Source organism: Marinobacter sp. UBA2688, from assembly GCF_002352785.1.
GTDB lineage: Bacteria > Pseudomonadota > Gammaproteobacteria > Pseudomonadales > Oleiphilaceae > Marinobacter > Marinobacter salarius.
Map to the genome: position 1 here is coordinate 136,012 of NZ_DELU01000022.1, position 25,032 is coordinate 161,043.

At 55.8% G+C, this 25,032-nt stretch carries 37 protein-coding genes and 3 tRNA genes; 24 read left to right on the forward strand and 16 right to left on the reverse strand.

Translation table 11 applies throughout. The annotated features are described in order from the left end of the window. Positions 1-15: 15 nt before the first annotated feature. The 11 genes from B3M52_RS10820 to B3M52_RS10870 all read left to right on the forward strand — a co-directional run bounded on the left by B3M52_RS10820 (position 16) and on the right by B3M52_RS10870 (position 4,199). Positions 16-207, forward strand: a complete 192-nt coding sequence (locus B3M52_RS10820) for a carbon storage regulator (protein ID WP_286749563.1) — start codon at positions 16-18, stop codon at positions 205-207. Further along, a complete protein-coding gene (locus tag B3M52_RS10825; protein ID WP_286749564.1) occupies positions 200-409 on the forward strand; it encodes a hypothetical protein in 210 nt (69 codons plus the stop codon). Before B3M52_RS10820 ends, B3M52_RS10825 begins: the two co-directional genes overlap by 8 nt. A gap of 4 nt (positions 410-413) precedes the next feature. After that, entirely contained in the window at positions 414-641 is a 228-nt protein-coding gene (locus B3M52_RS10830; RefSeq protein ID WP_286749565.1) for a hypothetical protein, read from the forward strand. A gap of 3 nt (positions 642-644) precedes the next feature. After that, positions 645-1,259, forward strand: a complete 615-nt coding sequence (locus B3M52_RS10835; protein ID WP_286749566.1) for an HNH endonuclease signature motif containing protein — start codon at positions 645-647, stop codon at positions 1,257-1,259. Beyond that, the gene (locus B3M52_RS10840; protein ID WP_286749567.1) at positions 1,259-1,489 is read left to right on the forward strand and encodes a hypothetical protein; all 231 of its coding nucleotides are present in this window, start codon (positions 1,259-1,261) and stop codon (positions 1,487-1,489) included. The genes B3M52_RS10835 and B3M52_RS10840 overlap by 1 nt, the downstream gene beginning before the upstream one ends. Beyond that, positions 1,486-1,746, forward strand: a complete 261-nt coding sequence (locus tag B3M52_RS10845) for a hypothetical protein (RefSeq protein WP_286749568.1) — start codon at positions 1,486-1,488, stop codon at positions 1,744-1,746. Before B3M52_RS10840 ends, B3M52_RS10845 begins: the two co-directional genes overlap by 4 nt. After that, positions 1,727-1,918, forward strand: coding sequence for a hypothetical protein (locus B3M52_RS10850; RefSeq protein WP_286749569.1), 192 nt, complete (start codon positions 1,727-1,729; stop codon positions 1,916-1,918). The genes B3M52_RS10845 and B3M52_RS10850 overlap by 20 nt, the downstream gene beginning before the upstream one ends. Then, positions 1,912-2,139 carry a hypothetical protein gene (locus B3M52_RS10855; RefSeq protein WP_075196182.1) on the forward strand — a complete coding sequence of 76 codons (228 nt, stop codon included), beginning with the start codon at positions 1,912-1,914 and terminating at the stop codon, positions 2,137-2,139. Before B3M52_RS10850 ends, B3M52_RS10855 begins: the two co-directional genes overlap by 7 nt. Positions 2,140-2,435: 296 nt before the next feature. After that, entirely contained in the window at positions 2,436-2,753 is a 318-nt protein-coding gene (locus B3M52_RS10860) for a hypothetical protein (protein ID WP_286749570.1), read from the forward strand. Further along, complete coding sequence (locus B3M52_RS10865; protein WP_286749571.1) at positions 2,695-3,822, forward strand: hypothetical protein; 1,128 nt, start codon at positions 2,695-2,697, stop codon at positions 3,820-3,822. Before B3M52_RS10860 ends, B3M52_RS10865 begins: the two co-directional genes overlap by 59 nt. Beyond that, complete coding sequence (locus tag B3M52_RS10870) at positions 3,819-4,199, forward strand: hypothetical protein (protein ID WP_286749572.1); 381 nt, start codon at positions 3,819-3,821, stop codon at positions 4,197-4,199. The genes B3M52_RS10865 and B3M52_RS10870 overlap by 4 nt, the downstream gene beginning before the upstream one ends. A 2-nt stretch (positions 4,200-4,201) precedes the next feature. On the opposite strand, the gene B3M52_RS10875 is transcribed toward B3M52_RS10870, so the two are convergent. Beyond that, positions 4,202-4,864, reverse strand: coding sequence for an SOS response-associated peptidase (locus B3M52_RS10875; protein WP_286749573.1), 663 nt, complete (start codon positions 4,862-4,864; stop codon positions 4,202-4,204). A 107-nt stretch (positions 4,865-4,971) separates the two neighbouring features. Here B3M52_RS10875 and B3M52_RS10880 point away from each other — a divergent pair, with 107 nt between their 5' ends. The 11 genes from B3M52_RS10880 to B3M52_RS10930 all read left to right on the forward strand — a co-directional run bounded on the left by B3M52_RS10880 (position 4,972) and on the right by B3M52_RS10930 (position 10,865). After that, positions 4,972-5,241, forward strand: coding sequence for a hypothetical protein (locus B3M52_RS10880; protein ID WP_286749574.1), 270 nt, complete (start codon positions 4,972-4,974; stop codon positions 5,239-5,241). After that, a complete protein-coding gene (locus B3M52_RS10885; protein ID WP_286749575.1) occupies positions 5,175-5,627 on the forward strand; it encodes a hypothetical protein in 453 nt (150 codons plus the stop codon). Before B3M52_RS10880 ends, B3M52_RS10885 begins: the two co-directional genes overlap by 67 nt. Positions 5,628-5,637: 10 nt before the next feature. Next, entirely contained in the window at positions 5,638-6,306 is a 669-nt protein-coding gene (locus B3M52_RS10890; protein WP_286749577.1) for a hypothetical protein, read from the forward strand. After that, positions 6,303-7,610, forward strand: a complete 1,308-nt coding sequence (locus B3M52_RS10895; protein ID WP_286749578.1) for a hypothetical protein — start codon at positions 6,303-6,305, stop codon at positions 7,608-7,610. The genes B3M52_RS10890 and B3M52_RS10895 overlap by 4 nt, the downstream gene beginning before the upstream one ends. Continuing rightward, positions 7,607-8,029 carry a hypothetical protein gene (locus B3M52_RS10900; protein ID WP_075196189.1) on the forward strand — a complete coding sequence of 141 codons (423 nt, stop codon included), beginning with the start codon at positions 7,607-7,609 and terminating at the stop codon, positions 8,027-8,029. The genes B3M52_RS10895 and B3M52_RS10900 overlap by 4 nt, the downstream gene beginning before the upstream one ends. Then, positions 8,020-8,562, forward strand: coding sequence for an HNH endonuclease (locus B3M52_RS10905; protein WP_083637243.1), 543 nt, complete (start codon positions 8,020-8,022; stop codon positions 8,560-8,562). The genes B3M52_RS10900 and B3M52_RS10905 overlap by 10 nt, the downstream gene beginning before the upstream one ends. A 151-nt stretch (positions 8,563-8,713) precedes the next feature. Then, positions 8,714-9,163 (forward strand): hypothetical protein, encoded by a 450-nt coding sequence (locus tag B3M52_RS10910; protein WP_286749579.1) that lies wholly within the window; start codon positions 8,714-8,716, stop codon positions 9,161-9,163. Then, entirely contained in the window at positions 9,160-9,363 is a 204-nt protein-coding gene (locus tag B3M52_RS10915) for a hypothetical protein (RefSeq protein ID WP_286749580.1), read from the forward strand. The genes B3M52_RS10910 and B3M52_RS10915 overlap by 4 nt, the downstream gene beginning before the upstream one ends. After that, a complete protein-coding gene (locus tag B3M52_RS10920; RefSeq protein WP_286749581.1) occupies positions 9,360-9,557 on the forward strand; it encodes a DNA-binding protein in 198 nt (65 codons plus the stop codon). Before B3M52_RS10915 ends, B3M52_RS10920 begins: the two co-directional genes overlap by 4 nt. Then, positions 9,557-10,699: a phage integrase Arm DNA-binding domain-containing protein gene (locus tag B3M52_RS10925; RefSeq protein WP_286749582.1), complete on the forward strand. Its 1,143-nt coding sequence runs from the start codon at positions 9,557-9,559 to the stop codon at positions 10,697-10,699. The genes B3M52_RS10920 and B3M52_RS10925 overlap by 1 nt, the downstream gene beginning before the upstream one ends. 62 nt (positions 10,700-10,761) lie before the next feature. Beyond that, positions 10,762-10,865: transfer RNA gene (locus B3M52_RS10930), tRNA-Val, on the forward strand. 139 nt (positions 10,866-11,004) lie between these two features. On the opposite strand, the gene B3M52_RS10935 is transcribed toward B3M52_RS10930, so the two are convergent. The 8 genes from B3M52_RS10935 to dapA all read right to left on the reverse strand — a co-directional run bounded on the left by B3M52_RS10935 (position 11,005) and on the right by dapA (position 18,543). Further along, a complete protein-coding gene (locus B3M52_RS10935) occupies positions 11,005-12,264 on the reverse strand; it encodes a TRAP transporter large permease (protein ID WP_075196195.1) in 1,260 nt (419 codons plus the stop codon). Beyond that, positions 12,261-12,779, reverse strand: coding sequence for a TRAP transporter small permease (locus B3M52_RS10940; protein ID WP_075196196.1), 519 nt, complete (start codon positions 12,777-12,779; stop codon positions 12,261-12,263). The genes B3M52_RS10935 and B3M52_RS10940 overlap by 4 nt, the downstream gene beginning before the upstream one ends. A gap of 20 nt (positions 12,780-12,799) precedes the next feature. Further along, positions 12,800-13,801 carry a TRAP transporter substrate-binding protein gene (locus B3M52_RS10945; protein WP_273623500.1) on the reverse strand — a complete coding sequence of 334 codons (1,002 nt, stop codon included), beginning with the start codon at positions 13,799-13,801 and terminating at the stop codon, positions 12,800-12,802. Between the two features lie 182 nt (positions 13,802-13,983). Next, the gene (locus B3M52_RS10950) at positions 13,984-14,991 is read right to left on the reverse strand and encodes an NAD-dependent epimerase (protein ID WP_075196198.1); all 1,008 of its coding nucleotides are present in this window, start codon (positions 14,989-14,991) and stop codon (positions 13,984-13,986) included. Between the two features lie 19 nt (positions 14,992-15,010). Next, on the reverse strand, positions 15,011-15,739 hold the full coding sequence (locus B3M52_RS10955) for a TIGR04219 family outer membrane beta-barrel protein (protein WP_075196199.1): 729 nt from the start codon (positions 15,737-15,739) through the stop codon (positions 15,011-15,013). A gap of 35 nt (positions 15,740-15,774) precedes the next feature. Next, positions 15,775-16,488 carry a phosphoribosylaminoimidazolesuccinocarboxamide synthase gene (gene purC, locus B3M52_RS10960; protein ID WP_036205376.1) on the reverse strand — a complete coding sequence of 238 codons (714 nt, stop codon included), beginning with the start codon at positions 16,486-16,488 and terminating at the stop codon, positions 15,775-15,777. A 44-nt stretch (positions 16,489-16,532) separates the two neighbouring features. After that, positions 16,533-17,630 (reverse strand): outer membrane protein assembly factor BamC, encoded by a 1,098-nt coding sequence (bamC, locus tag B3M52_RS10965; RefSeq protein WP_041334314.1) that lies wholly within the window; start codon positions 17,628-17,630, stop codon positions 16,533-16,535. Between the two features lie 37 nt (positions 17,631-17,667). Next, positions 17,668-18,543 (reverse strand): 4-hydroxy-tetrahydrodipicolinate synthase, encoded by an 876-nt coding sequence (gene dapA, locus B3M52_RS10970; protein WP_075196200.1) that lies wholly within the window; start codon positions 18,541-18,543, stop codon positions 17,668-17,670. Between the two features lie 74 nt (positions 18,544-18,617). Between dapA and B3M52_RS10975 the strand changes: the two genes are divergently transcribed. Next, positions 18,618-19,085, forward strand: a complete 468-nt coding sequence (locus B3M52_RS10975) for a peroxiredoxin (protein WP_036205373.1) — start codon at positions 18,618-18,620, stop codon at positions 19,083-19,085. Here the strand turns inward: B3M52_RS10975 and B3M52_RS10980 are convergent. Both B3M52_RS10980 and B3M52_RS10985 read right to left on the reverse strand, forming a co-directional pair. After that, the gene (locus tag B3M52_RS10980) at positions 19,082-20,161 is read right to left on the reverse strand and encodes an AI-2E family transporter (RefSeq protein ID WP_036205372.1); all 1,080 of its coding nucleotides are present in this window, start codon (positions 20,159-20,161) and stop codon (positions 19,082-19,084) included. The genes B3M52_RS10975 and B3M52_RS10980 overlap by 4 nt on opposite strands. 30 nt (positions 20,162-20,191) lie before the next feature. Further along, entirely contained in the window at positions 20,192-20,419 is a 228-nt protein-coding gene (locus tag B3M52_RS10985) for a sulfurtransferase TusA family protein (protein ID WP_036205371.1), read from the reverse strand. A gap of 154 nt (positions 20,420-20,573) precedes the next feature. On the opposite strand from B3M52_RS10985, the gene B3M52_RS10990 reads away from it, so the two are divergent. Beyond that, complete coding sequence (locus B3M52_RS10990; RefSeq protein ID WP_075196201.1) at positions 20,574-22,052, forward strand: M48 family metalloprotease; 1,479 nt, start codon at positions 20,574-20,576, stop codon at positions 22,050-22,052. Between the two features lie 2 nt (positions 22,053-22,054). On the opposite strand, the gene nadA is transcribed toward B3M52_RS10990, so the two are convergent. The 5 genes from nadA to pal all read right to left on the reverse strand — a co-directional run bounded on the left by nadA (position 22,055) and on the right by pal (position 25,010). Continuing rightward, complete coding sequence (gene nadA, locus B3M52_RS10995; protein ID WP_036205367.1) at positions 22,055-23,116, reverse strand: quinolinate synthase NadA; 1,062 nt, start codon at positions 23,114-23,116, stop codon at positions 22,055-22,057. Positions 23,117-23,330: 214 nt separating this feature from the next. Continuing rightward, positions 23,331-23,406 (reverse strand) — tRNA-Lys (locus B3M52_RS11000). Positions 23,407-23,472: 66 nt separating this feature from the next. Then, positions 23,473-23,548, reverse strand: a tRNA-Lys gene (locus tag B3M52_RS11005). Between the two features lie 85 nt (positions 23,549-23,633). Beyond that, entirely contained in the window at positions 23,634-24,419 is a 786-nt protein-coding gene (gene ybgF / locus B3M52_RS11010) for a tol-pal system protein YbgF (protein ID WP_075196202.1), read from the reverse strand. A 12-nt stretch (positions 24,420-24,431) separates the two neighbouring features. Then, a complete protein-coding gene (gene pal / locus B3M52_RS11015; RefSeq protein ID WP_036205364.1) occupies positions 24,432-25,010 on the reverse strand; it encodes a peptidoglycan-associated lipoprotein Pal in 579 nt (192 codons plus the stop codon). Positions 25,011-25,032 lie beyond the last annotated feature (22 nt).

Genomic DNA, 25,032 nt, shown 5'->3' on the forward strand with positions numbered 1-25,032 from the left:
ATAAAGGAGCATGTAATGGCACTCATCTTAACGCGCCGCCCGGGAGAGACGATCGTCGTGCAAACGCCGAGCGGTGAAGTCGTGGAATTCACTGTGGTCGGCACCAGTGGCCCTCAAGTTCGCCTGGCTATTGATGCACCTAATCACACGAGCATCGATCGGCGAGAGATCTACCAGCGCAAGCAGCGGGAGAAGGCACATGGCTGACCCTGTCGTGGTCCAGAAGTATTCAGCCGAATTGCACCAGGTGCTTAGGGATCTGACCGGCTTGGCAAAGCTGGCCAGTGCACCGCTGAACACTTATCAGGCCGCGGTGCGGAATTCGGACGAGCTCCTGAAGCAGATCGAGCGCGAGTCCACTGAGCGTGAGCTCCTCGAGCAAATAGAACGCGAGTCCATGGAGGAGTGATCCTGTGAAAAACAAACTGATTGATCTGAACAACCACCTTTTTCAGCAGCTCGAACGGCTCAATGACGAGGATCTCAGTGGCGAGCAGCTTCAGGATGAGATCGAACGCAGCAAGGCGATCACCGGTGTCAGCAAGGAGGTTGTCTCCAATGCCCGTTTGGTCCTCGATGCCGAGAAGCACCGGCGTGAATACGGCCTTGGCAAAGGCCAGGGTCCGGAGTTGCTGGAGTAAGTCATGGTTACCTGGACCGCACAAAAGGATGACTGGCTGCGATCGCTCTATCCGGACACGCCAAACCGGACCATCGCGAAGATGCTTTGCTGCAGCTACCTGGCAGTGAAGAACCGGGCCACGACTCTCGGGCTGAAAAAGGATCCCGGTTACATGGCCAGTAAGCCTGGCTGTTTCAGACCTGGACAAACCAGCTGGAACAAGGGGCTGAGCTATCAACCCGGTGGCCGGATCGCTGAGAACCAGTTCAAGCCTGGGCACAAACCCCAGACTTGGGTGCCGGTGGGCACTGAGGCGGTCGACAAAGATGGCTACCTAAAGCTCAAGGTCAGTGACGATCGGACAGTGCCGAGCCGGTACAACTGGAAGTTTGTCCACGTCATGAAGTGGGAGGAGTACCACGGCCAACCGGTGCCACCGAAGCATGTCGTTCGCCTGAAGGACGGCGATAAGAGAAACTTCGATCGGGAGAACCTGGCGCTGGTGAGCATGGCCGAGAACGCAATCCTGAACAAGTTCTTTGCCATGAAGAATCCGCCGGAGGGTGGCTTCGATGTCCTCCTGAATCTGGCCAGGATCAAGCTGGCCACCACCAAACGTAAACGGGAGATGGCGTGATGAGCGGCTATACCCCCCCCCAGATCAAGGTGTTGCAACACATGCGTGACACCGGGCAGTGCATCAACGTGGACGCCGGCGGCAAAGCTTTCATGGTCGACGGTACGCAAGTGAACCAGCTGACACTTCAGGCCCTGGTTAAAAAGCAGGTGCTGATCCCGTGCGGGAAGGATCTGTTCGGGCAAGGGGTGACGGCATACAGGATTTCAGAGGAGGCGATCGCGGCATGAACGGAATAGACGCGAGAACAGTTATCAGCCTTTCCGATAAGCGGGACCAGGCCGAAGCCGATAAGCGGCAAGCGCTTCTGGAACTGGCCGAGATGAAACACGAGCTGACGCTGCTGCGGCACATGAAGCGCGAAATTCTGGTTTGCCTTCTGGATCGCCGGTTGCCAATGAGCAAACGCCCCGGGGCGTCCGCCAGCTGCCAACACACGATCGGCCGTATAGCGAGGATTGTTCGGAATGCTCATTCAGGGAAATAAGCCGAGCTACGAGCTCGACGCAGAGGCCGTTATCGAAAAGGTCCAGGAAAACGGGCTGGCCTACATCCATGGCAGCGGATGCGCGATTTTGAAGGATGGCACCTGGCTCCAGCCTGAGCAGTGGGCTCTGTGGCTGGCGCACCTGGAAGAACAGGAGAAGGAAGCATGCTGACTGACGAACAGAAGAAACGGGCCGTGGCCGTTATCGGAACATCCGCCAGCGACTGCGAGATCTCCATGGTTCTGCAGGCTGGCCACAACCCATTGCGCACCCTGGACGAGGTTGCCGGGGCGCTCCACTACATGAACACACACGGCATCGAGAGAATCAGCCACCGAAAGGCTCTGATGAAGGCCGGCCGGAAGGCATTGAATGTCCTGGGGGAACTGTGATGCACCAGGTACACCTCTACGGACTCTCGGAAAATCACCCGTTACGGACAGATCCAACGCGGCCATGGCCATACAAGGTTCTGGTCGGGTACCGGGCACCTGGTAACAGGAAGATACTCGCCACCCGCTTTATTTACGTTCTGTCCTCGGGTGAAGACAGGGCGCGAATGGTGGCTCTGCAAGAGGCCCGGAAAATGATGCCAATGGTTCTCGATGGCCAGAGACTCAAATGTTCTCGGATCGTCAGCAGTCGCCCTCTGGACAAGCAAGACGCGATAAATCTCGGAGGTAAGTAGATGGCCATGACAGCAAAGGAGCGCAAACGGCAGCAGCGCGAAAGGGAAAGGGAAAGGGAAAAGGCCCTGGACATCAAACCCTACACCATGGAACTCGCCGCCACTGAGCGGGCCGCGATCGCAGAGGCCGCAAAGCTCCGGGGATTCGAGGACCAGACCGAATACGTTATGGCGCTGGTTTACAAAGATCGTGACATGTCACGAAAAGAAAACGTGTGCACCTATCCCGACTGCCGGTGCCCGTTCGATATGGGGCCAGATGGTAAATGTTTGGTGGGCAATCCCAGAAAAATTGAGGTGGAAAATGGCACAAATTAACAGACAGGGAAAAGTAAGCTTCGGCGACGCAAGCCTGCGCGTTTGGGAAGACCCGGATTGCCCGGTGTTCTCCGACACCGACTGGGGCCAAGAATTCAAGAAAGATGTGTTCTTACGGATGGCGCAACAGCTTCGAAGGATTGGTTGGGAAACGGAGGTCCCTGCAGACATGATCAAGCAGTATGGCCGGCGTTTTGCTGAAGGACATCGCTACTGCAGGAAAGGTGATCTTCAGGGCTTTCTGGATCTGAGTGGCCGTTGCATTAAGTTCGAAATGTGGCAGGACGTGGCCAATGGTGAAAATCCGAACGGCGGCCGCTACGACTTCGACAAAGAAAAGCGGATGCCGTATCTGCTGTGGCTGGAAATGGAGCGCACCCGTCGCCGGATTCGTGACTACCTGTGTAACGTGTTCTCCGGCTATGAATTCCGGACAGACAGAAATGACGGCCGGATGAACAAGGGGGGGCCCGGCTTCCTGACGGCGCTTGAGTGGTTGGCTGGCTGCTATGAAACCAGCTGGCACTTCAAGGGCGATACCAGCCAATACAAGATTGCCGACTACAACCGAGAGGCTGCCGATGGTTCGATGCTGAGCCACGGTCAGCGCGTCTGGTTCGCGGACCGTAAAGGCAGGATTTGCACCGGCGTTGCTTACTACAACATCAACAATATGTGGTGGGTAGTTACTGGGAAGTACGACGTGAGAAACGAGGCCTCATTTTACCTCTATAACAGTTGCCCAGATAAGCCCAGGCAGAAGCGAAACGCCAAGCTTCGCCGGGACAGATTGGAAGCAGAGTTATCCAGAGCCGCAAAGTCCATGGACTTTATGCGCGCCCAGACCCTCAAAGAAATTCTTTTCCCAGCCGCTGAACCGCTTTTTATGGTGTTCCACAAGCAGCACGGCTGCTATCACCGCTCGAACTTCTGCGGATATACGAGGGATTCAGTAGATGCCGGCCGGTTTACCTGGGAAGAACTCGGTAGGTTCCGGCCCAGAAACGGTGGGATGGAGGACGATCTAAGCCGAATTGTCCCGGTTGATCAGGAGGTACAGGCGGCATGAGTGAACACACCAGGATCTATCTGCAACCAGAATGCTGCGCCGGCGAGGAAGGACGACTGTGGTGCCAAGATAACGAACCGGAAACCTGCCCGGATGGTGAGAATTGGACGCCATACATACTGCTTAGAGAGTACGACGAGGTTAAGGCTCGGCTGGAGAAGGCGACCACCAGAATCGCAGCTCTGGAAGACAGTGAAGAGGTCGCTGCCCGGGAGCTTCTATTCTGGTGGGCGGAACGGTTGAGCAATGCACCAAGCGAGAACCTCCGGCAGGTTGTCAAAGAGGGTTATCAGCGAATAATCAACCTGGCGAACGTACTCGAGGATCCATCTATCCGAATTCGATCGGACGTAGCTGGCTCGGGAGGCGCTCAATGATGTCAATCTGCTGCCAAGATTTCTGCTTCACCCACGGGATCCAGATCGTTGGCGCTCCGAACAGGCTCGCAAACAAGCGGTGCCGCAATGTGGCTCTTCATCAGGCCCTGGAATGCATCGGTCTGGTGGAAGTCCGGGTCCAGCCACATGTCGAAGTCTGCTGGCCTGAGCATCAGCGGAATGCTCTTCGGGTGGATATGGCTGAATCGCGGGTGCGGCGGAAGCGTGATCACCGTGAAGGAGTTAACCAGGTCATCTCCAAACCGCCAGCTCTGCCACAGGCCGGCCAGCACCGTGGCTTCACCCTGGGGGTGAATGTTGTACACCTGCTTACCTCGCCATTCGTGAAAGGCGCTCACAGGGACGATGCAACGCCGGCTCGGGTAAGCCTTCTTCCAGAGCGGACTGGAGGTGAGCCGATCGGATCGGGCATTGAAGGTGTGGAACTTGGGGTTCGGCCTGTATCCGGTACCGTCTGTCTTCTCCTCGATGAGCAAAGACCAAATGCCAGGGACCAGCTGGCGGCCGCCTCCATCGTCCAGGACAAATTCGGCCGTGCCACCAGGTGGGACGTTAAGTTGAGGCTTGGGCCGGTACGGCATTCCCAGCTCGTCCATCAGCTCCCCGACCACAGGGCTGTCAGTCACATTGAATCTGCCACACATGGCAATACCTCCCTTCTCTCCGCCAGCAGTATAGACCAGAGCCGGCGGGCGGTATTAACGATTGGCCAAGAGAAGGTAGTTACCGAGGCACAGCAGGAGAAGGCCGCATGACACCACTCACCTTCACTCACGAAACCCTCGCCTTCTTTGCGAAGTGCAAAAGTAAGGGCATGACCAAACGGGAGGCGTGTACCGAACTGGGAAACCCGAACAGTACGGTCAACCGGCGGGCGAAAAAGGCAGGGCTTTACGACGAGCTTCAGAAAATCTATCCGCCCAGTTTCTCAATGCCGTTCCCGGACAAGAGTACATGGAAGCCAAAGAAACAAATTCTTCATTTCCGGGCGGCCACCATGCAATGGAGAAAGGCGTCATGAATCAGGCTGAGCTTTTCCTGGAGGATCCGCCAGCCCCAGAGATTGAACACGGCGGTTACCTTCCGCCAGCGCTTCATATTTACCGAGGCCATGAACTCTCAACAACTTACATGGTTCTGCACGGCATGACGAAGTGGAGGGTTCCCACTCTATTCTGGCTCATGGATCTGATCATCGAGGCGCTGCAGGCCGGTCCTGTCCATTGGCACAACCTCTGCCGGACCTTCAATGTCCCGGTCGACACAGACACTCTCTCGAGACATCTAACGCTGATGGAGACCAGAGGGCTCATACATGCGGAGCCGGTTTATTACGGCAGCTCCTCGCCGCACCTGGGAAATTATCGGGGCTTTCAGTATCGCTATTCACTAACTGGAAACAGGTAAGGACTGAATCATGATCAAGGAAAAACCAATCCTGTTCAAAGACGAAATGATCAGAGCAATTCTGGAAGGCCGGAAGACGCAGACGCGGCGGGCTGTGAAGTCGCCCGCGAAGAACATGCAGGCAAGCGGCGCGGAGGTTATCAAGCGCCGAGAGCCGGGGGATAAATGGTATGGCGATCGCATCTGGTCTATGAGGGGCCGCACTGGCGTGTGGGGCGACTACACGCATGAGAGATTCCTTTCGATGTGCCCATACGGCAAGCCCGGTGACCGGCTGTGGGTACGGGAGACTTGGGCGGCGCACTTCATCTGGGAGCCCTGCGCACCGTCACGGATTCCTGTCGATGAGGGCTCATGCCTCTTTTACCGTGCAGACGAGTTTTGCCGGGGCGGGTGCGATGAAGGGCAACGCGGAAAGTGGCGTCCGTCCATTCATATGCCGCGCCGGATCAGCCGGATCACGCTGGAGATCGCCGATGTTCGGGTGGAGCGGTTGCATGATATCAGCGCCGAAGACGCTAAGGCCGAGGGTGTTGAGCCGTTTCACCTTAACGGCTGGTGCGATGACCAGAAGTTTCGTGGTGAGTTTTACAACCTATGGATGGAGATCAATGGCCCCGACTCATGGGACGCCAACCCCTGGGTATGGGCAATCGAATTTAAGCAGGTGACGCCATGACCACCGACCACAAACCAGATCCAGAGTTCGTTGAATACCTGAAGAGCCAGGTGAAAAACCCTTTCCTGTCTGCGGCCACCGTCATGCAGATGGAGCGGGTGTTTATCGATCAGCGGGAGAAGTATGAGGCGAAGTTGCAAGCAGCCCGCGAGCAGGAGGGCGGGGAGGCTGTGGTTGTAAAGGACGCCTATGACGGTGCGCGTGAAGACTTGCAGATATGGAAAAAGCGAGCACTGGAATCAGAGAAGTTGCTTCAGGAAGAAATCGAATCCAATGCTCGTCTTGTGGAAGTCTGCAACGATCTTACGGGACCGACTCACATGGGCGAGCCTGTACTTCCGCCAAGGCAGGGAGCGCAAGAAGCGAAACCCATCGCCTACACGAATGGTTCACAGCTATTTTACCTCTGGGACGAAGAGGGCGAAGGAAAGATGTTTGCAGAGCGGGAGGGTGACTACGATATAGCTCTCTACACCCACCCGCCCCGGTCTCAGGGAGTGCCGGATGAATGGCTTGAAATGCTGGCCCGGAGGGCTGAAGACTCCGACATAACATACGAAGCGACTTATGATCCCGGTTACGACAAACCAATACATCACGGCTGTGATATTGAGGAGCGGGTAGCTGATTGGATACGCGCACAGAAGGGCGCCACACCCCAGCCAGAGGGTGGCACCACGCAGATCGAATACGCAAAGCTCGCAGAATGGCGAGATGCCCTTGGCCGATTATTCAATGACTACGGCGACTGCTCCGGCAGGCACCATGTGGACGGATTCTCGTTGTGGAATGAAATACAAAACCAGCTAGTAGAGGCAGGCAAGAACGAATGGCACGACGGTGTGTTGCCGGGTGATTATGAATCCAGAACGCCCGCCTCCCAGCAAGGGAGTGTGCCGGAGGGGCAGATTGTGGACTGTCCATATGCCTGCGGGTGGAAGAATCTACAGTCGATAATTACTAAAAACGCCGCCTACTTTGCGCGTGAAACGATTGATGATGACTTCCCTGAAGAGATCAGGCAAAGCGGCATAGCGTCAGGCCAGTATGCGTTGGAACTGTGCAGGTTCGCTAGACGCCTCTCCGCCCCCGCCGCGCCCCAGGCTGACGAGTGGGTTAAGTGTGCGGATCGGTTGCCGACTGTACAAGACACAGATGAAGGTGGCCGCGTCTGGATTTGCTCGCCTATCGAAGCGGTATGGCTTTGCAGCTTTGTAGAAGCGCGGACACATGGAGCGGGATGGCACTGGAAACCCACCGGCCTAACCCGCCCGCAGCCGCCTGAACAGGGGGATGGTGTATGACTGATTTTACAAAGCTGCCTCGAAATATCGCCGATTGCATGAAGCGGGCAGGCACCCCGCTGTCAGACGATCAGCTAATGCTGCTGGTCGGATACTTGGCGCCAGTTCAGCAGGAACTGCAGCAAGCCGAGGCGCGGTGTGCGGAGCTGGAATCTGAAAACGAATCCCTTTGGGAAACGTTCGTTAAGGTTTCGGACTATCTAGGCGTCGACAACGAAGCGGCTCGCAAGATTCCCGGAAAGCCTTCGCAGGTATTTATCAGCGCCATTATTCGAAAGCAGGCAGAGGCGGTTGAGCAGGCAGCTCTGTGCTTTGGTGGTAGAGACTTTGCAGATGTACGCCTTGGCCTTTCCGAGCAGGCCCAACAATTACGACAGCAAGCCGACGAACTGGAGAAAGGGGGCGAAGGGTGCCAATAAAGACAAACAAGCTTCCCCCTCTAGAATGGCTCCGGGAACACTTTGAGTACGACGCCAAGACGGGGAAGCTCACATGGAAGAAGCCTCAGTTTCGAAGTAAGGCAAAGGTGGGCGCCGAAGTTGGCGTCACCAGGGTTACCCAGTGGGGCAAGAGGTACCGGTGCTTTTTTATTCGAGGAAAGATCTACCAGGTGCATCGGGTTATTTGGAAGATGCAGCGTCACGAGATACCAGATGGTTATGAGATAGATCACATTGACGGCAACAGCCTCAACAATCGAATTGATAACTTAAGGTGCGTTACTAGTTCGGAAAACCGCAAGAACAGGAGAATGGCAAGAAACAATACCACTGGAATAGTTGGTGTTCGCCAGTTGAGGTACGGGAATAAGTGGGGCGCCCACATAAAGGTTGAGGGCAAATATATCCACCTCGGCACATTTGACACCAAAGAATCTGCTGCGAGAGCCAGAAAAGAGGCGGAGCGTGCGCACGGATTCCATGAAAATCACGGCAAAGAGGTGGCGGCATGAGTCAGCACATACCGCGCGGCTCCATGTGCGCAGCCTGCAAACACAGAAACGGCCCATGCAGTCACCTGCCGTTCCATGAAATGCCGGTGTGCAACGTGCTTCCGGATGGGACGAAGGTGGTGATATGTCGGGAATTCGAGCGGAGGAAGGTATGAGCAAACGACCAATCGAGCCTGCCCCTTTCAACATCGGTGTCCGCGTCGTGGATATCGGGGATGTGCGAGTTGCCCGCGGCAAGGCGCGATTCAACCACGAGACATGTAAGCACAACCGGATGGTCTACGACCAGCAAGAGCGCCGGATCTGGTGCGAGGACTGCGAGAACGATGTGGATGTGTTCGACGCCTACTGCAGATTGGTTGAGTGCCACGATTCGGCCTGGAAGAAAATCACCCGGACATGGAAGGAGGCGAAAGAAGCGGCAGACTTCCAGTTGCGCAGTCGGGCGGCGAAGGTAATGGATAAGGTTTGGCGGGGGCGCCGGATGGTTCCGAATTGTCCGCACTGCGGAGAGGGCTTGTTGCCGGAGGATGTACTGAACAATCAGTCTGCATCATCCGCCGAGTTGACCAGGAAGAAGCGAGAGAGGGCGAAATCATGACCGAATCACTGGCAGAAGCACTACCAAAAGAGCAAGAGCGCGTCCGGGAGATTGTGGCAATCTATGACACCGTCCCGAACGGTCACTTTGCCGCGGCGATGATGCGCCAGTCACTGGCTGAAGCTGAAAGAGCAGCAGCGACTGGCGATGTCGTTGCGATGATTGCGGCCTACGAGGATTTGAAGGGGTATAAAGTATGAGCAGAATAGCCCTGAGTGAGTGGAAGAAAGAGAATTACCCAGGCAAGCGCCCTACTCTGCGCACTGTGCAGAATTGGGCAAATGATGGGTTGATTCCGGGCGCCATCAAAGTCGGTGGGCTATGGTTTGTTGATAAGGACATCGAGAAGCAGTCCAACGGTAACAATAGGGTCGCAAGGATACTGGCAGCGTAATGGCACCACGGAAACGACTTCGACGGAACGCGGATCTGCCCGACAACCTTTATCCGAACAAGGTTGGTGGCGTGATCTATTACCGGTACAAGCGGCCCGACACCGGCACCTTTCACAGCCTGGGCACCGTGAAGGGCCAAGCTATTGCCGATGCCCGCCAGCTGAACGCCGTGCTCATGAAGCAGGCGGATCGCGTTGGTGAAGTGCTGGGAACTGCCGAACAGACGATGAGCCACCTGATCGGCCGGTATCGGAAAGAATATCTGCCGGAGCAGAAGTTGGCGGACAGCACTTTGCAGAATATTGGGTATCGGCTGGACCGGTTCAGCGAGGATCTGGGCAATTCGCTGGTCGAGAGTTTCGATGTCAAAACCGTGGCCGAATACCTGGATGAGAACTTTGTCCGGGACAGCTACATCAAGCACCGGAACCAGATGGTCGAGCTATTCCGGTTTGCGCAGATGAAGGGGCTGTACCCGTCCGATCTGGATAACCCGGCTGCCGTGACCTATCCGAAGTCGAACTATGAGAAGCAGCGGCAGCGGATGACCCTGGATCAGTTCAAGGCCATCCATGCCCTCTCCCCGGAATGGCTCAAGATCGCCATGGAGCTTTGCCTGGTGACTCTACAGGGCCGCGCCGAGGTAATCCGGATGCAGTTTTCCGACTATGATGACGACGCCAAAGCAATCGACGTGGTTCGCCAGAAGGTAAAGAAGCACGAACACGCCTTCCTGCGGATCGAGAGCCCGCACTTGGCAGCCATCGTGTCCCGTGCCAGGCGATCAGGCATTGCCAGTCCCTACATCGTGCATCGTGCGCCAGAGCGGAAGAACAAGGCGAAGGACCGAAGCCACTGGAGCCAGCTGACAGCGAACCACTTCACCGAACAGTTCCGCAAGTACCGGGACGAAACCGGTCTGTTTGACGATATGCCCCGGGAGAGCCGCCCAACGTTTCATGAGATCCGGTCCCTGGGATCATGGCTCTACAAGAAGCAGGGCTTCGACAATGAGAGCTATGTTCAGCCGTTGATGGCACACGCCAGCGAGCAGATGACGGAGCATTATCAGAAGGGTCACGAACAGGAATGGGTGCACGTTCGCGCGGACCTGGACATCAGCCAGGTGCTACCGAAGTGACTGGATTTATACAGTATCTATTTCGTTGATTTCGTAGGGTTCGCTATGTTCGTTATATTCGCGGGGCGTTTAATGGTTTTTGTTATTGGTTACAGATACTTGCGGCCATTCCGTCGCTGCCTTGACATGGCAGAGGTCGGCAGTTCAAATCTGCCTGGTCCTACCATTCCTGCTTAACGATCCGTTTCTTGCAGTTCCCTTCTCTATACCGTCTTTCTTTCCCGATACTGTTTCAAAGCTCTTCCAATAAGATTCCTACTACCACTCCCGTTTCATCACGACAACTGAGACGCAGCGATTCCTGCCTAACCTGATATGCCTGTAAAAATCGGGACATAAACCACCAGAAGCAACACTGCGATTAAGCCAAGCAGGTAGGGAATGATAGCGCGGGTGATGCGCTCGAGCGGCAAACCGGTGACAGAGGACGCCACATATAGGTTGATTGCGACTGGAGGCGTAATCATACCAATGGCCAGTCCCACCACAATTATGAGACCGAAGTGGATTGGGTCGATTCCTAGCTGGATGACCAACGGCAACAGAACCGGGGTCAAGATTATCAGGGCACTCGCTGTTTCGATGAACACTCCCGTTATCAGGATAATACCGACGACGAGTAGCATAATGATGTAAGGGTTAGTGGACAGTGACAGGACCGATTCAGCAATCGCGCCGGGTACCTGCCAACTTGATAGTGTCCAGCTCAGAACGGCCGATGTGGCAATGACGAACATGATAACGGCGGTTGTAATCGCAGAGCGGATCAATATCCGATAGATATCCGGAAGCTTGAGGTCGCGATAGATAAACAATGAAACTAACAGTGCGTAATTGACCGCCACTACTGCCGCTTCGCTGGGTGTAAAGATGCCAGAGAATATTCCACCCAGAATAATGACGGGTGTCATCAACCCCCAGCTTGCGCTCTTGAGCGTGCCCCAAATAGTAGCGATGGATAATGCTGTCCCACGCGGATAATTCCGACGGTAACCCTGGGTAATGGCAATAGCGATGAGCCCCAAACCCATGATAAGGCCGGGAATAAAACCATTTAAAAACAGCTTGGAAACCGATTGCTGAGCAATGACAGCATAGATAATCATCGGCACTGATGGCGGGATCACCACACCAATAGTGCCGCTGGCAGCAATCAAACTGGCTGCCGCCGCCGGGTCATACCCTTTTTTACGAAGCTCCGGCACCAGGCTGGAGCCAACAGCTGCCGTTGTGGCTGCCCCTGAGCCGGATATAGCCGCAAAGAACATGCCTGCCAGTACGGCTACGATAGAAAGCCCACCTTTCAGAAACCCAAACAGCGAGTCCGCAAAACTGACCAGCTTCTCACTGACCTTGCCTTGGGCCATGAGGTCGCCGGCCAGTATGAACATAGGTACCGCAACCAGGGCGAAGGAGTTAATCCCCTGAAACATCTGCTGGGTAACCACCATCAGTGGCACACCCTGAAAAAATAGCGCTGCCATCGTACTGGCACCGATTGACACGGCAATAGGTACGCCAATGAGCATGAACAGAAAAAAAAGTAGGAACAGCAGACCAGTCACAGTGGCGGGTCACTTATATCAGAAGCAGTCTCGGCGGCGTCAGGTCCTTCGGACACCAGTTCAACCAGATCAACAAATGCATACCAACTCATCAGCGCTCCACAGACCGGGATAATCGCGTAAACGTAGGTCATTGACCAGCCAAGAGAGGCCGAGGTCTGGAAGCTTTGCATCTGCATATAGCGATAGCCAACAAGCACTAACGCAATCATGAATCCCAAAACAATGGCCACAGCCAGAATACGCGTCACTTGCCGCAGCCTGCCTGGCAGCGCATTGACGACGAAGGTAACAGCGATATGGCGACCACGCTGAAACGCGAGGGTGGCCCCCATAAAAGTGATCCAGATAAGCAGGAACCTGGCTAGCTCCTCAGTCCAGCCCGCCGCTGTAAAGAAAACCCTGGATATAATCTGCAGCGTGATCACGGCGATCAATGCCACCATCGCCGCAAACACCATAGGCTGCATGATGGCATCGATTGCACGTTCAACTCTCTTCAGAATTCCCAACATAACGTCGTCGGGTCCTTTAACTATTGCTGCTGGAATTCACGAATCCGCTCCAGGTAATCACCAAACTGATTACCGTACTTTTCATAGACGGGGGCGACGGCAGCCTGGAAGGCATCAATCTCAGGATCCTCTACGATTTCCATCCCCGATGCTCGAAGCTCCGCCAACTGTTTGGACTCCATTTCAGCATTAACGCTGCGCTCATGTTCCGCAGCTTCCTGGGCCGCCTGTTTGATTACGCCTTGAGCTGCCTCCGGCAAGCGGTTCCATACTGGCATCCCCATGACAAATATCGCCGGCGCGTAGGTGTGGCGAGACATCGTCATATAGTTCTGAGTCTCATTGAGCTTAAAGGAGTGTACGACGTTGACAGGATTTTCCTGGCCATCGATAGTGCCTTGTTGCATTGCTGTCAGCGCTTCGGTCCAGGCCATGGGAACGGCATTTGCCCCCAGCTCACGGAACGTATCAACGTAAACAGGATTCTCCATGACACGCACGCGCAAACCGTCAATGTCATCCGGATGACTGACCGGCCGCTCGCTGTTGGTGAGGTTACGGAAGCCGCGCTCCGCATATGCGAGGCCTTTGAGGTTGACTTCGCTTAACTTGTCCAGCAACTCCTGGCCAATGGGACCATCAAGCACGGCATAGGCTTCTTCCGGGGAAGAAAACAGGAAGGGCAGTTCAAATACTGCCATTTCTTCTACGAAATTGGCGACCGGACCATTGGTTATGACGCCCATATCCACGGTACCAATTTGCATACCCTCAAGTAGGGTGCGCTCGTCGCCGAGAGAAGCATTGGGATAAAGTTCGATGGTCACCGCACCTTCTGTGCGCTTACTGACCAGCTCCTGGAATTTTACAGCGGCGATGTGGAAGCCATCCTGCTCGTTAACGACGTGAGCCAGGCGCAAAGTGACGGGATCCATATCCGAAAAGTCATCGGCAAAGACCGAGGAAGTCAGGCCAAGTGTGAGGCCAAGTACTGCAGTAACGCAGGCGAGTTTATTCATCATCTTTCCTTTTTTATTTTGAATAATTGTGAATCCAATCTCAGAATAACAGCAATAAACTACATAGCAAGCTCTCGACACGGTAAACGCTTGATTGCGTTACGCTAAATACTGGCCCCCAGTAATGGGGGCATAAAAAAACCGCCGAAGGTGCCCTTCAGCGGTTTTGTGTGCGCCTGAAAAACCTAGACCTTGTAGAAATCCCGATACCAGTCCACGAAGTTGGCAATGCCCTCTTCCACCGTGGTGGATGGCTTGTAGCCCACATCTTCAATCAGGTCATCCACATTGGCGTAGGTAGCCGGCACGTCACCGGGTTGTAGGGGCAGCAGGTTCTTCTCAGCCTTTTTACCAACGCGCTCTTCGATGATCTCAATAAACCGGGACAACTCCACCGGATTGTTGCTACCGATGTTATACAGTCGATATGGCGCCTTGCTGGTGCCGGGGTCTGGAGTTTCACCACTCCACTGCGGGTTGGGGGTGGCGACACTGTCCAGGGTCCGGATAACGCCTTCCACAATATCGTCAATGTAGGTGAAGTCGCGCCTGTGGTGCCCATGATTGAACACATCAATGGGTTCACCGGCCAGGATCTTCTTGGTGAAGATGAACAGCGCCATATCTGGTCGGCCCCATGGGCCATAGACGGTGAAGAAGCGCAGGCCGGTGGTGGGCATGTTGTAAAGGTGGCTGTAGGTGTGGGCCATCAGCTCGTTGGCTTTCTTGGAGGCCGCATACAGACTCAGGGGGTGGTCCACGTTGTCGTGGATGGAGAACGGCATGGTTTCATTCGCGCCGTAGACGGAGCTGCTGGAGGCGTACACCAGGTGCTTCACATCATTGTGACGACAACCTTCAAGAATGTTGGTAAACCCCACCAGATTGGCGTCAATGTAGGCATGAGGATTCTCCAGGGAGTACCGCACGCCCGCCTGGGCCGCCAGGTGAACCACACGCTCTGGCTTGTGCTCTCGGAACAGGGCCTCCATGACGGGCCTGTCGGCCACGTCCTTACGAACCTCGGTGAATCCTGGCTTACAGGTCAGGCGCTCAAGCCGCGCTTCCTTCAAAGTGGGGTCGTAGTAATCGTTGACGTTATCTACGCCGATTACTTCATCACCTCGGTCAAGCAGCCGATGCGCCAGATGGGAGCCAATGAAGCCCGCCGTGCCCGTAACCAGAATTTTCAACGTGTTCTCTCCTGTTCCTTCAGAACGTCAGCCCGGCACTTACAAACGGGCCACCGAGTTCGATGTCCAGACGGTCATCGCTGTCTTCGTAATCAATACTGATCTGACGGTATCCGGCGCGCAGCTGTAACAACGACAGTTCGTATTGGCCGTAAGCGTTGTAGTCATAGATGGAATCGCCGTCGAAGCTGATGAGGTTGGCCTCGCCACCGACGGAAACACCGGTAAAGGGAAGATCAAAGCGGGCAGCCAGATAACCCATCGGAATCACGCCGTCGACCTCAGTCTTACTGACCTGGCCATTGGTGGCCTGCTCACGAACAATCAGTTCGCCATCCAGATTGCGGGCGGTCACGCCCAGATCCAGATTGGCCCAGTTGTCGAGCACTTCGTAATACAGGGTGACGTCAAACTGACTCAGGTCCAAATCCGAATCGACGTCGCCGGACACCAGGTCAAATTGCGTGGACACTTCGCCACTACCGCTTTGTTCAATGCGGGTGTAATTCAGGCGCACGTTGGGCAATACCGGCACCGGGTGCTCGAGGTAGGCACTCAGGTTGGCATTGGTGTCGCTTTCCAGGTCAAGGTCGTTTTCGACGTCGACCACGTCGTTGTTTTTGCCGGCTTTGCCCGAGAGGTCAGAATCCCAGTAGCTGACATTGGCGCCCACACCAACCACATCAGCGGTTGCGACTGGGGCGGCGATGACCAAAGAGCCGCCGATGGCAAGAATCAGTTTACGCATAGTGCACCTGTTTTCTGGTTGTTGTACCTGACTGATCAGTCGAAACGGATGCCGAGACGACGACCAACCTCTTCGTAGGTCTCAATCACATCGCCCAGTCCCTGACGAAAACGGTCCTTATCCATCTTCTTTCGGGTTTCCCTGTCCCAGATACGGCAGCCGTCAGGGCTGAATTCGTCACCCAGGACAATCTGGCCACCCGAACGACCAAATTCCAGCTTGTAATCCACCAGCAGCATGCCGGCTTCCTCAAACAACGCCTTCAGTACGTCATTTACCTGATAGGTCAGTTCTTTCATTCTGGCAAGCTCGTCTGCTTTCGCCCAGCCAAAACTGACCGCCAGTGACTCATTGACCATGGGATCATGCATGGCGTCGTTCTTCAGGAACAGTTCAAAGGTGGGCGGGTTCAGCGTCAGCCCTTCCTCGACACCCAACCTGCGGCACAGACTGCCGGCGGAGATGTTACGAACCACGCATTCAACCGGAATCATATCCAGCTTCTTGACCAGCGATTCCGTGCCGGAAAGCAGGCCCTCAAAGTGCGTGGGAACGCCGGCCGCTTCCAGTTTTTCCATGATGAAGGCATTAAAGCGGTTGTTCACCATGCCCTTGCGGTTGAGCTGCTCTTTCTTCTCGCCGTCAAAAGCCGACGTATCGTCGCGAAAGACCATCACAAACCGGTCGGGGTCGTCGGTACGGTATACGGATTTGGCCTTGCCCGCGTAAAGCTCTTCACGCTTTTCCATGTCAGATCTCCGGACGTGCCCGCTCGGTGCAGGCACTGCTTGCATTAGTAAAGATATTCGAACAGTTCTGAAAGCAGCTCGGTCGAGCGATTCTCACCATCGTAACTCTCGGCGATGGCGGTGGAAACGACAATGTCGCCGTCGCGTTCCTCAAGCCGTATATCAAACGAATGTACCGGTTCCGGGGCGTCGGAGAACCAGCTGAACCATCCCGGCTCGCGCTCGGATTCCGGCCGGAAATCCACAAAGAAATACCCGTCTTCACGGTTCAGGTCGATCACCGGTATGCCCGCGTCATCCACCGCTCGGCGAACCTCCGCCCAAGCCCGGCCGTAATCCAGGCTCATTACAATTTCCCTGGGCGTTTCGTCGTCCGATACCAACTTGACCAGGGGTTCGCTGGCCATGCCCAATGCCGCACGGGAGTAAGACTTACTGTCTTCCCGGTTGCGTAAATACTGGGCCAGGTCTTCGAGCAGCTTCCGACTGGTATCGAGTTGCTCGCGGCTACGGGTGTCCCCACCGCCCCAAGCCATCAGTTCGTTCGGGTCATCAGCAACTTCGAAGGAACGGAACTGAACCTCTGTGGTTTTGCGGCGCACACCGGGCGCAACACGGGCCTGGACAACCACTTTCGCTTCTGGTCCGTCGGGGTTGTCCGGCAGCCCCAGCAACCCCCTCGCCTGCTTGCTGAAGTTAACCAACTCACTCTGCATCAGGCCGAGCTGGGGGCTGTCGTACGCCACACCAAGGCCGTTCTCATTCATGTAGGAGGTGACTGCAGGCCAAAGGCGACCTGGAACATCATTCACCAGCAGCCATATCTGGCCATCCAGTTCCTCAACCAGATAATTTTCGTCAAGGATATCGGAGGTCATATCCGGCGGCCTGGGTATGCTTCCCCGATACATACGGCCCGAGTCGGCAGCGGTCGCTTCGCGTATCGGCATGATCTGACCAAACTCGCCTTCATCCGCCGTTTCCGGCAGTTTCAGAGGCGTGCCTTCCGAGGCATTGACATAGCGCTCTGAGCGGTCTTCGATCAAGCTACAGCCTGACAGGGCCATAACAAACATCAGGCCCGCCAGGGGCCTGATGCATTTTTCGGTTTTTTTGATTTCTGTCCTGAACCTAAACGCCATCAGGCGACTCCAGTTACGATAGATGGTACAGCCTGACTCAGAGTACGCCAGAGGCTTTCAGTGCGTCTTCCACTTCGCCGTGGAACCTGTCACTCAGAGGGGTGAGCGGAAGGCGAATGCCCTCCCCGATCATACCCATATGATAGAGAGCCCACTTCACGGGGATGGGATTGGCCTCGAGGAAAAGTTTGCGGTTCAGAGGCATGAGCAACTCGTTAAGCCGCTCAGTTTCCTCCTCATTTCCGGCGATGGCGGCTTCGCACAACGCAGCCATGCCCTTGGGCGCCACGTTGGCGGTAACGGAGACGTTGCCTTTGGCGCCGGCAAGCATCAGTCCGGCGGCCGTCGCGTCGTCGCCAGAGTAGACCACCAGGCGGCCTCTAACGGCTTCAACCAGCTCTGCACCACGGGGAATATTGCCGGTTGCATCCTTGATGCCGATGATGTTCGGAATATCTGCCAGGCGCTCAACGGTCTCGTTCAGCATGTCGCACGCCGTTCGGCCGGGAACGTTGTAGAGAATCTGATCGACCGGGACAGCCTCGGCAATGGTCTTGAAGTGCTGGTAGAGCCCTTCCTGGGTCGGCTTGTTGTAGTACGGGACGACAAGCAGACAGGCATCGGCACCCAGCTTGTGAGCCTCTTCGGTCAGCTCTATGGCTTCACGAGTACTGTTACCGCCGGTACCGGCAATCACAGGAATGCGGCCCTTGACGCGTTTTATGATATGCCCCACCACCCGCATGTGCTCTTCCGGGTCCAGCGTGGCGGATTCACCCGTCGTTCCAACGGCCACGATACCGTGCGTTCCGTTGTCGAGATGAAAGTCCACCAGCTTATCAAGGTGCTCCCAATGAACGCTGCCATCGGAATGCATGGGCGTGACCAGTGCGACAAGGCTCCCCGTAATCATAAAAACTCCGTACGAATAAAAACGATATGGTAATGTTGGGCACCCACTGACACAAGGGAATTAAAGGAGATGTCATGTCAGCACCCGAACTGAACCGTCCTGTTGATGATTTTGAGGCCCCGGCTACCGGAGATCAAACCATTCGTTTATCGGACCTGAAAGGCCAGAATGTGGTGGTCTATTTCTACCCCAAGGACAACACCCCCGGATGCACCACTGAAGGTCAGGATTTCCGCGATCGGCACGACCAGTTTGAAGCACTCGATACGGTTATTTTCGGCGTGTCACGTGACGGCCTGAAAGCCCACGACAACTTCCGCGAAAAGCAGGCATTTCCCTTCCACCTGATTTCCGACAAGGACGAAGCCCTCTGCCAACAGTTCGATGTCATCAAGCTGAAGAAGCTCTATGGCAAGGAATATATGGGCATTGACCGCAGCACCTTCCTGATCGACAAGGACGGGGTCCTTCGCAGGGAGTGGCGAGGCGTGAAAGTACCAGGCCACGTTGACGAAGTGCTGGAGGCCGTCAGGAGTCTTTAAGACTCCTTTGGCAACGTCTCTGCCTGCCCGTACTTGACCGGCCATGCCGAGAAGATCGCCTTGAGCATGGTCGCCAGCGGTATGGCGAAGAACACACCCCACAAACCCCAGATGCCACCAAAGAACAACACAGCCACTATGATGGCGACAGGGTGCAGATTATTCACTTCCGAGAACAGGATGGGAACCAGAACGTTGCCATCCAGCGCCTGGATCACACCGTACACCACCATGACCCAGATAAACTGGCTGCCCCACCCGAAGGCGAACAGGGCGATCATGGCGACCGGAATGGTGACAACAGCCGCCCCGATATAGGGAATCACCACGCTCAGACCCACCATCAGTGACAGCAGGGCCGCATAGGGCATACCCAGAACCTTGAAGGCCACGTAGGTGATACCTCCAACGATCAGTATCTCCACCGCCTTTCCCCGCACGTAGTTGGCACACTGAAGATTCACTTCATGCCATATCCGGACCATCATCGGGCGTTGGGATGGCAGCATGCGAGCGATCGCACCCAGTAGCACCCGGCGGTCCTTGAGGAAGAAGAATACGAGAATCGGCAGCAACACCATGTAGATCAGCAGCGCCACCAGATCCGGAATGCTTTCCAGTGAAAAGGACACCAGCCATTGGGTCATGCGGCCGGCTTCGGTGGTTACCTGATTGTAGATGGTGTTGATGCCTTCCATGGATATCAGCGTTGGATACTGCTCAGGAAGCACTTCAAGATAGGACTGCATCTCTCTGAAAATACGAGGCGCTTCGCCCGCCAGCCCGGTCACCTGGGTCCAGATCAGAGGTAACAACCCGAACAGGACGCCAATCAACAGCCCCAGGAAGACAAAGAACACGCCTATGATGGATACGATTTCCGGAATGCCGAGCCGATTAAGCTTGGTGACCAGCCCCTGGAGAATAAAGGCAACAATAACCGCCGCAATCGCGGGCGCCAGCATGGAGCCGAAAAAAATGATGAAGACGACGCCTGCCAGTATCAGCAGGAAAAGAATGACGGCTTCTTCATCTGAAAAGTATTTGTGGGCGAGACCACGTAAAATTCTGATCATCAACGACTCCGGAGGGTCATTACTACGGGCTTAACCGCCGCACTTTATCACAAAGGTGAAACAGCCACCCTGTTCGGATGTGCGGACCAGCTCATGACTCGACAGTTCGAGGAACGCAGGAATATCCCTTGCAGAACCGGCGTCTGTGGCGATAACTTCAAGTTCCTGGCCGGGAGACATGCTGTTGAGTTCGAGCTTGGTTTTCAATAGCGGCATCGGACAGCGCAGGCCCGATGCGTCCAGTGTTCGATCAGCCATGGCGATAAGGCATCCGTATGTTCAAAACAGGAGCCGGCATTATGCCCACAGTGGTACTGTATTGCACCTCAATCGTAACAGACGAACCCCGAAAGAACTTTCGGTGGCACAATGCTGTCAGAGAGAACCCCATGACAACGGACATCGCCTATTCATGACTGTAACAAACCGCCACCGAGCTCAACGGCCAGGCATCCTGGCATCCGCCTTTGCCCTGGCGTTTTCACTGACGGTCAGCCAGGCCTCGGCACAATCGTCGGATAGCACACTGCCGTCCATTGGTGGCGCCGGTGGTGGGCTTATCTCTGAGCGCCAGGAAACGGATATCGGGCGTCAAGTGATGACATCCATCCGGCGATCCGCCCCTCAGATCACCGATGCCCTGGTCCAGGACTACCTGAACTCGATCATTTATCGCCTCGTACCCTCGGCACCTCTGAGTAGCAGCGACCTCACGCTGGCGATCATCGACAGCCCCGACATCAATGCCTTTGCGGTCCCCGGCAATGTCGTCGGCGTTAATGGCGGCCTGTTCCTGAATGCCGAGAGTGAGCAACAGTTTGCCTCGGTTCTGGCCCACGAACTGGCGCACCTGAGCCAGCGCCATTTCGCCAGGCGCCTGGAGCAACAGGAAACCAGCGCCCCGCTGACCATTGCCGGCATGATCGCCGGCATCATCCTCTCAGCGGTTACCCAGTCGGATGTCGGCATAGCAGCCATCGCAGGCACTCAGGCACTGGCAGTGCAGAATATGCTGGCTTATAGCCGGGCCCATGAACAGGAAGCTGACCGGGTTGGCATGGACATACTCGCCAGCTCCGGCATGGACCCGAGAGGGATGCCGGAAATGTTCGAGATCATGATGCGACAGAACCGCCTGCAGGGAAACCGGGTTCCGGAGTACCTTTCCACCCACCCGCTGACGCAGAATCGTGTATCCGACACCCGCAACCGCGCCGAGCAATACCCCCGCAGGGATGTGGCCGATGCCCAGGAGTATCATCTGGTTCGATCCCGGCTTCAGGTTCGCTACGCAAAGTCCGCAGACATCGCTGTGGAAACGTTCAAGGACTACCTGAACCGTTCGGACACCGAAAAGCCGGATGCCATTCGCTACGGCCTGGCGGTGGCGTTGCTGAGAAATGGAAACCAGAGTGAGGCGATTATTGAGCTTGAAAGGCTGCTCGATGGAACACCGGGGCGCATCACCTATCAGGTGACACTCGCAGAGGCGCTGATTGAGCAGGACAAGCTCAACGAAGCTCGCAGCCTGCTTTCCGAAGCCCTTGCAAGGAACCCCGGCAACTACCCGATTACCGACATGCTCGCACACCTGGAAACCGCGGCGGGTAACGGCGAACGTGCCGCCGAATACCTCCACAGACTGACGCGGGAACTGCCGAAGAAAGAGCATCTCTGGCTGAGGTTGGCGGAAGCCGAAGGGTTGGCGCGCAACATCGTTGGGGTGCACCGGGCGAGGGCCGAATACGATATCCTGATGGGCGACCTTGAGGCAGCCCAGCGCCAGTTGCGGCAGGCCCAGGAAAGACTCCCCGCCGGAGCGCCATTGCGCCAAATCGTGACCGAACGATTGTCGCAGGTGTCAGAGCGGCTGAACCAGCGCCGCAGCTGACGTCAGGCGTTGCCGGCGGCCTTCAGATTCATCTCGGCGGTGAAATCCAGCATTCGCTGAAGCGGCCTCAACGCATCCTCCCGCAACGACGGGTCCACATGAACCTCCTGGTCGCCGTTCTCAATCACCGACAGCAGGTTCTCGAGGCCATTCATCGCCATCCACGGGCAATGGGCGCAGCTACGACAGGTGGCGCCGTTTCCGGCTGTTGGCGCCTCAATCAAGGTCTTATTGGGGGCCAACTGCTGCATCTTGTAGAAAATGCCGTTGTCGGTGGCAACGATAAACTGATCGTTGGGCAGCGTCTGTACCGCATGAATCAGCTGAGAGGTCGAACCGACAACATCGGCCATCTCGACCACCGCGTTGGGCGACTCAGGGTGCACCAGAACCGCCGCATCCGGATACAGCGCTTTCAGATCCTCCAGCCCCCGGTACTTGAACTCTTCATGTACGATGCATGAACCATCCCAGAGCAACACATCCGCACCGGTGGTTTTCTGCACGTAATGGCCCAAATGCTTGTCCGGGGCCCAGAGTATTTTTTCACCACGGGCATCCAGCGACTCCACAATGGCCTGAGCACAACTGGAGGTAACCACCCAGTCCGCCCTTGCCTTCACCGCTGCGGAGGTATTGGCGTAGACCACAACGGTACGGTCGGGGTGCTGGTCGCAAAAGGCCGAGAATTCGTCCGCGGGGCAGCCAATATCCAGTGAACAGGTGGCCTCCAGCGTGGGCATCAGCACACGTTTTTCCGGGTTCAGAATCTTGGCGGTTTCGCCCATGAAACGGACACCTGCCACGACCACGGTTGACGCTTTGTGCTGGTTGCCAAACCGGGCCATTTCCAGCGAGTCGGCAACACAGCCGCCGGTTTCCTCCGCCAGGCGCTGAATGTCAGGGTCGGTGTAGTAATGAGCCACGAGCACCGCATCCTGCGCTTTCAGCGCTGCTCGAATACGGGACTCAAGGTTTGCTTTCTCGTCGTCGCTCAGGGTCTTTGGCTCTGCCTGGTGTGCCAGATGTTCCTGAACGAGAATACGGTCTTCAACTCGCGTCATTACTGCATCTCTGTATTGCGTTAACGTCGGAAGTATATCACTTCGGCCACGACTTTCACTGGGCTGACACCCTGCTGTCACAGAGTTTTGCTTAGGTTACTTACACGCACCCTTTTAACTACGCCCACTATCACAGATGTATGACCGTATACCCAAAAAAAAAGAGCCCGAAGGCTCTTTTTTCGACAGGAGCCACTTTGGCTTCCTGTTCTATTGGTGGGTCGTGAAGGATTCGAACCTTCGACCAATTGGTTAAAAGCCAACTGCTCTACCAACTGAGCTAACGACCCATAACTGTCGGCCCGAATCCGGACCAAAACAACGCGACGACTCAGTCCACCGCCTCGTTCGTAATTTGGTGGGTCGTGAAGGATTCGAACCTTCGACCAATTGGTTAAAAGCCAACTGCTCTACCAACTGAGCTAACGACCCAAACGAGGCGCATATAGTAATGATTTTTCAGCGCCGATCAACCCCTAATTCCCAGGTTTCTCAACATTCTTCGTGGCAAGCACGATCAGCCGTTACTGGAGTCGAGGTACTTCTTGGCCAACTCAGCGGCGCTGGTATTCGGATAGTCGCGGACCACGGTTTCCATACGCCCGCGAGCCTGCTCCTTGTCGCCAAGCCGGTCCAGGGTCACGCCAAGCTTGTAAACAGCGTCCGGCGCCTTGCGATGATCCCCATAACGGGTTGCAACGATGGTGAACGCCTGCCGCGCCTGTTCGAGTTGTTCCTCAACGAGGTACACTTCGCCCAGCCAATAATAGGCGTTGACCGTCAGGTCCCCTTCCTCATACTCATCAATGAAGTCGTACAACCCGTTGATCGCCTGGTCGTAGTTCTTTTCCTGATGGATCAGAGTCTGGATTTTCTGGTATTCCGTTCGCTCCTTGTCGGAAGGCTGCCGGTAGATTCTGGTTTTCACCCCCGAATCTCCTGCTGCCTCAGCCGAATCGGCCGCACCCTCTGAGCTCGCTGAGCTCGTCGCTGGTGCTTCCGAGACCTTTTCAGAGAGTTTCAGAATTCGCTGGTCAAGGTCGATGTAGCGGTCCCGTGACTGCTTGGTAAGCCGATCAATGAGGTTGCGCTGCTCTTCGACCCGCCCCTGCAATCGACGAACCTCGCCCTGCAGTTGCTGAATCATGTAGAACAGTTCCGCATTGGCCTGACTGTTGCCAGCCTTGCGTTCTGCCTCGGACGCATTGTCCTGGAACGCTGGAGAAACGGATTGCGCCAGCGCGCCGCCCGCATGCCCGAAGGCAAGCGGGAGCATCACTGTCGCCATGAGCAGATGTCTCATGGGGTTCGCCTGTTACTGGAAAACGAGTTCAACGCGACGGTTCTGGGCCCACGCGCTCTCACTGGAACCCATCACTGCCGGCTTTTCTTCACCGTAGCTGATGGTTTCCGTCTGGCCGCGGGAAGCACCGTTCACGATCAGGAAACGCTCGATGGCGTTGGCACGACGCTCGCCCAATGCGAGGTTGTATTCTTTGGTGCCGCGCTCATCAGCATGCCCTTCAATACGGACATTCTGCCCCGGATTGGCTTGCAGGAACCGGGCGTGGGCCACCAGCACATCGCGGGCTTCGGTTTTGATTTCGGAGGTATCAAAATCAAAGTAGAAGGTGGTGATTTCGCGCATGGCGGCTTCTTCCGCCCGCGCAGCACGAGCTTCCGCTTCACGACGCTGCTCTTCGCTCATCTCGGATGAAGACACACCGCCGTCATCATCGCCGCCATAAACAGTGCTGCCACCTTCCTGGTCGACAGCAGAGACATCGGAACCGTACGCACCGTCTTCAGTGGTCTCACCGGTGCTGCTGCAACCGGCGATCAGACCAAGAGACATTACCATGGCGAATAATTTGTGGTGAGCTGATACGTTCATAATCACTTCCTTCCTTTTTGAG

Bases quoted from the DNA above. Each gene is read 5' to 3' on its own strand.
- B3M52_RS10820 (WP_286749563.1), top strand. From the start codon at position 16: ATGGCACTCATCTTAACGCGCCGCCCGGGAGAGACGATCGTCGTGCAA.
- B3M52_RS10825 (WP_286749564.1), top strand. From the start codon at position 200: ATGGCTGACCCTGTCGTGGTCCAGAAGTATTCAGCCGAATTGCACCAG.
- B3M52_RS10835 (WP_286749566.1), top strand. From the start codon at position 645: ATGGTTACCTGGACCGCACAAAAGGATGACTGGCTGCGATCGCTCTAT.
- B3M52_RS10840 (WP_286749567.1), top strand. From the start codon at position 1,259: ATGAGCGGCTATACCCCCCCCCAGATCAAGGTGTTGCAACACATGCGT.
- B3M52_RS10845 (WP_286749568.1), top strand. From the start codon at position 1,486: ATGAACGGAATAGACGCGAGAACAGTTATCAGCCTTTCCGATAAGCGG.
- B3M52_RS10850 (WP_286749569.1), top strand. From the start codon at position 1,727: ATGCTCATTCAGGGAAATAAGCCGAGCTACGAGCTCGACGCAGAGGCC.
- B3M52_RS10855 (WP_075196182.1), top strand. From the start codon at position 1,912: ATGCTGACTGACGAACAGAAGAAACGGGCCGTGGCCGTTATCGGAACA.
- B3M52_RS10860 (WP_286749570.1), top strand. From the start codon at position 2,436: ATGGCCATGACAGCAAAGGAGCGCAAACGGCAGCAGCGCGAAAGGGAA.
- B3M52_RS10865 (WP_286749571.1), top strand. From the start codon at position 2,695: ATGGTAAATGTTTGGTGGGCAATCCCAGAAAAATTGAGGTGGAAAATG.
- B3M52_RS10870 (WP_286749572.1), top strand. From the start codon at position 3,819: ATGAGTGAACACACCAGGATCTATCTGCAACCAGAATGCTGCGCCGGC.
- B3M52_RS10875 (WP_286749573.1), bottom strand. From the start codon at position 4,864: ATGTGTGGCAGATTCAATGTGACTGACAGCCCTGTGGTCGGGGAGCTG.
- B3M52_RS10880 (WP_286749574.1), top strand. From the start codon at position 4,972: ATGACACCACTCACCTTCACTCACGAAACCCTCGCCTTCTTTGCGAAG.
- B3M52_RS10885 (WP_286749575.1), top strand. From the start codon at position 5,175: ATGGAAGCCAAAGAAACAAATTCTTCATTTCCGGGCGGCCACCATGCA.
- B3M52_RS10890 (WP_286749577.1), top strand. From the start codon at position 5,638: ATGATCAAGGAAAAACCAATCCTGTTCAAAGACGAAATGATCAGAGCA.
- B3M52_RS10895 (WP_286749578.1), top strand. From the start codon at position 6,303: ATGACCACCGACCACAAACCAGATCCAGAGTTCGTTGAATACCTGAAG.
- B3M52_RS10900 (WP_075196189.1), top strand. From the start codon at position 7,607: ATGACTGATTTTACAAAGCTGCCTCGAAATATCGCCGATTGCATGAAG.
- B3M52_RS10910 (WP_286749579.1), top strand. From the start codon at position 8,714: ATGAGCAAACGACCAATCGAGCCTGCCCCTTTCAACATCGGTGTCCGC.
- B3M52_RS10915 (WP_286749580.1), top strand. From the start codon at position 9,160: ATGACCGAATCACTGGCAGAAGCACTACCAAAAGAGCAAGAGCGCGTC.
- B3M52_RS10920 (WP_286749581.1), top strand. From the start codon at position 9,360: ATGAGCAGAATAGCCCTGAGTGAGTGGAAGAAAGAGAATTACCCAGGC.
- B3M52_RS10925 (WP_286749582.1), top strand. From the start codon at position 9,557: ATGGCACCACGGAAACGACTTCGACGGAACGCGGATCTGCCCGACAAC.
- B3M52_RS10940 (WP_075196196.1), bottom strand. From the start codon at position 12,779: ATGTTGGGAATTCTGAAGAGAGTTGAACGTGCAATCGATGCCATCATG.
- B3M52_RS10945 (WP_273623500.1), bottom strand. From the start codon at position 13,801: ATGATGAATAAACTCGCCTGCGTTACTGCAGTACTTGGCCTCACACTT.
- B3M52_RS10955 (WP_075196199.1), bottom strand. From the start codon at position 15,739: ATGCGTAAACTGATTCTTGCCATCGGCGGCTCTTTGGTCATCGCCGCC.
- purC (WP_036205376.1), bottom strand. From the start codon at position 16,488: ATGGAAAAGCGTGAAGAGCTTTACGCGGGCAAGGCCAAATCCGTATAC.
- bamC (WP_041334314.1), bottom strand. From the start codon at position 17,630: ATGGCGTTTAGGTTCAGGACAGAAATCAAAAAAACCGAAAAATGCATC.
- dapA (WP_075196200.1), bottom strand. From the start codon at position 18,543: ATGATTACGGGGAGCCTTGTCGCACTGGTCACGCCCATGCATTCCGAT.
- B3M52_RS10975 (WP_036205373.1), top strand. From the start codon at position 18,618: ATGTCAGCACCCGAACTGAACCGTCCTGTTGATGATTTTGAGGCCCCG.
- B3M52_RS10980 (WP_036205372.1), bottom strand. From the start codon at position 20,161: ATGATCAGAATTTTACGTGGTCTCGCCCACAAATACTTTTCAGATGAA.
- B3M52_RS10985 (WP_036205371.1), bottom strand. From the start codon at position 20,419: ATGGCTGATCGAACACTGGACGCATCGGGCCTGCGCTGTCCGATGCCG.
- B3M52_RS10990 (WP_075196201.1), top strand. From the start codon at position 20,574: ATGACTGTAACAAACCGCCACCGAGCTCAACGGCCAGGCATCCTGGCA.
- nadA (WP_036205367.1), bottom strand. From the start codon at position 23,116: ATGACGCGAGTTGAAGACCGTATTCTCGTTCAGGAACATCTGGCACAC.
- ybgF (WP_075196202.1), bottom strand. From the start codon at position 24,419: ATGAGACATCTGCTCATGGCGACAGTGATGCTCCCGCTTGCCTTCGGG.
- pal (WP_036205364.1), bottom strand. From the start codon at position 25,010: ATGAACGTATCAGCTCACCACAAATTATTCGCCATGGTAATGTCTCTT.